Below are 3,387 nucleotides of genomic sequence, written 5' to 3'. Positions count from 1 at the left end.
GCCGGCCTCACAGTGCTTTAAAAAGGTTGATGCGCGTTGAAATTGCACAATGCGAAAGATTTAGCGACGGTGGGCGCTCAAATCGTGGAAGGCCGATTCCGGGCGGGGGTATTTCCGCATCCTGCTAAGGCACGCAACTGACCACCGTCGCATTCTATCTGTTGCCGGCAGACGGTGTGAAGCGGAGGTGCAAAATTATATCACGTCAACAAATGCCCCCACCCTGTTGACGCGACGGTCAGGGTGGTCCTGGATGCCCGGAATCCGTCCACGCGAGGCCCGATCTTGTACGGCCGCTGTCCCGCACTCGCGGCTGTCATTTCAGTGTTATCCCTTAAACTCAAATCGTTGCGTTTTTTACAAAGCACTTATTCTATATAACGAATATCCGGCATAAATAAAATGGACACGCCCGGCAGGAGAGAAGCAGTGAGCTATACTTTTGCAAAAGAACTGATCGATCTCGAAAAAAATGATGGTTCAGTATGCGAAGTAAAAGAACTGATCCTGGTCGGGATGGGACCGCTGGATGTTTGCGCTGCTGTTGCCACACATGATTATTAGGTGTTCGTGACTTCCGCGGTGCATCATTCTGATTTCGCGCACGCTGCCGGAGAAGCGAAAGGGCGAGTTGTACAGCGCCGCTCGGTGCAGAGCCGAGCGGCGCTTGACCGAATTCTTCGGCAGTCCCAACGTGTGGCTAGCGACGCTGGCGATCCTGTGCGCGAACGACGGTACTTTCGTGGTTTAGAAGGTGTTATGTACTTTTGTTAAGGGCTGCAAAGTGGACGAGCATAAGCACGGAGAATACGACGAAATGCAAGCCAGCCAAGGTTTCAGGCAATCGCTCGTAGTCTCTTGCCCGTCGGCGGAAGCGGTTGAGCCAGCCGAAGCTGCGCTCGACCACCCAGCGGCGCGGCAACAGCACGAACCCCTTTTTCGCCTCCGGCAGCTTGATGACCTGAAGTTCAATCCCCTCGTCAAGCGCCGCCTGTGCGGGCTCTTCGCCGGTATATCCCTGATCCGCGAACGCCACCTTGACCGTCTGGCCCGTGGCCTGCTGAACCTGACGCGCCAGTTCTCCAACCTGCGCGCGCTCCTGCTCGTTGGCCGGCGTCACATGCACCGCGAGCAGTTGTCCCAACGTGTCCACCGCCATATGTACCTTGCTGCCTTTCTTGCGCTTGTACCCGTCGTAGCCTGCGCGTGCGCCGCTTTCGCACGTCGACAGCAGCGTACGGCCATCGAGGATGACCGCGCTGGGTTGACCACGGCGATCCTGGGCGACCCGGATGATCGAGCGCAAATCGCTCACCATGGCCTCGAAGCAGCCCGCCTGAATCCAGCGTTGCGTCTGCTGGTAGATCAACTCCCATGGCGGAAAGTCATTGGGCAACAAACGCCATGGGGCACCCGCACGTACGATCCAGCGCAGCGCGTTGAACATCTCGCGCAGTTCGTAGCGGCGCTGCAGTGCGTCCTTGTTCATCAAGGTCAGATACGGAGCGGCGAAGTACCACTCTTCATCCGATACATCCGTTGGGTAGGGTCTGCGTTTTTTCATCCCGCCAGGGTACCAAGTCTGGCCGAAAGTTCATAACACCGTCTAACGCGATGGTGCCGACCTATCTCGTGCATCTTTGAACGCAGCAGATGGGATTCGTCGTCTCGGCATCGGCTTTGGCGGATTCGCCGGCTCGTTCGGCGGTGGTCTCGCGCCGGCGATGGCGGGTTTCGTCGCGCAGTATTTCAGCTTGCCGATCACGCTGACTTTCGCGTTCGGCGCCTCGTTGCGGGCAGTGGAAGTTGTTCCTCACCGAGACTTTTCCGCGCCTTGGTGTAACAACACCGATAGCCGCGACCGGGTGTACGGGAGGGCGTCGTGCAAAGCGCTCACACATTCGAATTCATGCCAGTGCCGACACACAGATGGCGTCGGTGTGACACGAAACCTGGGTCACAGGAAGTAAGAAATGGAGATCGCCGATGAAAATGAAAGCCTTCTTGTTTGCCACAAGCCTGCTGTTCATGTGCGATACCTACGCACAGAGCAGTGTCACACTCACCGGTATGCTGGATGGCGGCGTCTCCTACGTCAGCAATGAAGGCGGTAGCCACGTCGTCAAGTTCGATGACGGCATTGCTGTGCCGAACCTGCTGAGATTTCTCGGCAAGGAAGACCTAGGAGGCGGCACGCGCGCCGTCTTCGATCTCACGAGCCAGTTCGAACTCGGCACGGGTACATTCATGCCCGGCGGCAGCCTGTTCACCCGTAACGCGTTCGTCGGACTGGACGACGATCACCTCGGCCGGCTTACTTTAGGCAACCAGTACGATTTCATGATCGATTTGCTATTCTTCGGTCATGGATGATGGCGCGATCTACGCGCAGGGCGTCTACGACTTCCGCAATGGACCGTTTGGGAAACTCGCGTTGCCGAACAATCCGACGGGCGCGTTCGACTGGGATGGCATTGGGGGATCTAGACCTATCCACAGTTCAGTCAAGTATGCGAGCCCGAGCTTCGGCGGCCTTTCGGCTGGCGCCATGTACGGCTTTGGCGGCGTGGCGGGATCGTTCGGCTCGAACAGCGGGGTGAGCGTAGGCCTGAACTACATCCACGGCGCATTCGGGGCAAATGCTGCCTATACGCAGGTGAAGACGGCTGTCTCAGGCGCGCAGGTCAGCGTGCGCAACTGGGGCGCCGGTGCGCACTATAGTGCGCACTATACCTTCGGTCCGGTGACTGTGAACGCGCTCTATACGGCGGTGCGTAACGGAATGAACGGCGCGTCGGTCTGGCAGGCGGAGCTGGGTGGCATGTGGTTGATGGCGCCAGAGTGGGTGTTGAGCGGTGCGTATATGTACATGAAGGGCAATCAGGTAGTCGACAACAACCACGCACATCAGCTCACCGGCACGCTGAAGTACTTCCTGTCGAAGCAAACCAGCGTTTACGTGGCTGCCGGCTACCAGCGCACGAACCAAGGGGCGAACGCACAGATCAACGACGTGATGGTCGCGTCGAGCGGTCCGTCGCAGTTGATCGGTCGCGTCGGCTTGCAGACGAGGTTCTAAACGACATCTGCACGCCCTCTATGCTGATTGCGACATCAACGCGAGGTTAGGCGGAGAGCCGGTGCCGGTGCGGGACGTTCGCGCGTTACTGGCGGACGGTCCAGTCCGCTGCGAAGAAATTAAGACGCTCAACGTCACCTACTTTTCACTTGAACTAGAAACGAAGAGCGCGCGATAGGAACTAGGGAGGGTCTGCAAAAGTCCTGGCGTTGACGTCTCGGTGGACTATCCTGGGAGAAGGCAGGTTTAAGGGGTACCTCGATGACACAGCTTGGTCTTGGTCTGGATCTTTCAACGAAACGCACGCG

At 58.0% G+C, this 3,387-nt stretch carries 2 protein-coding genes and 1 pseudogene; 2 read left to right on the top strand and 1 reads right to left on the bottom strand.

The window, feature by feature from the left end:
* Positions 1 to 429: 429 nt before the first annotated feature.
* On the top strand, positions 430 to 564 hold the full coding sequence (locus AB3X94_RS41355) for a hypothetical protein (RefSeq protein WP_281375202.1): 135 nt from the start codon (positions 430 to 432) through the stop codon (positions 562 to 564).
* A 193-nt stretch (positions 565 to 757) separates the two neighbouring features.
* Here AB3X94_RS41355 and AB3X94_RS41350 read toward each other — a convergent pair whose 3' ends face one another.
* Positions 758 to 1,564: an IS5 family transposase gene (locus tag AB3X94_RS41350; protein ID WP_368594358.1), complete on the bottom strand. Its 807-nt coding sequence runs from the start codon at positions 1,562 to 1,564 to the stop codon at positions 758 to 760.
* Positions 1,565 to 1,986: 422 nt separating this feature from the next.
* Here AB3X94_RS41350 and AB3X94_RS41345 point away from each other — a divergent pair.
* Positions 1,987 to 3,079: pseudogene (locus AB3X94_RS41345) on the top strand (porin).
* The last annotated feature ends 308 nt before the right edge of the window (positions 3,080 to 3,387 follow it).

Source organism: Paraburkholderia sp. BR10923, from assembly GCF_040948765.1.
GTDB lineage: Bacteria > Pseudomonadota > Gammaproteobacteria > Burkholderiales > Burkholderiaceae > Paraburkholderia > Paraburkholderia youngii.
Note: the sequence above shows the minus strand (reverse complement) of the source record. Positions and strands in the feature narration are given on the sequence as shown.

Coding starts and splice junctions, on each gene's coding strand:
- AB3X94_RS41350 (WP_368594358.1), bottom strand. CDS start 1,564: ATGAAAAAACGCAGACCCTACCCAACGGATGTATCGGATGAAGAGTGG.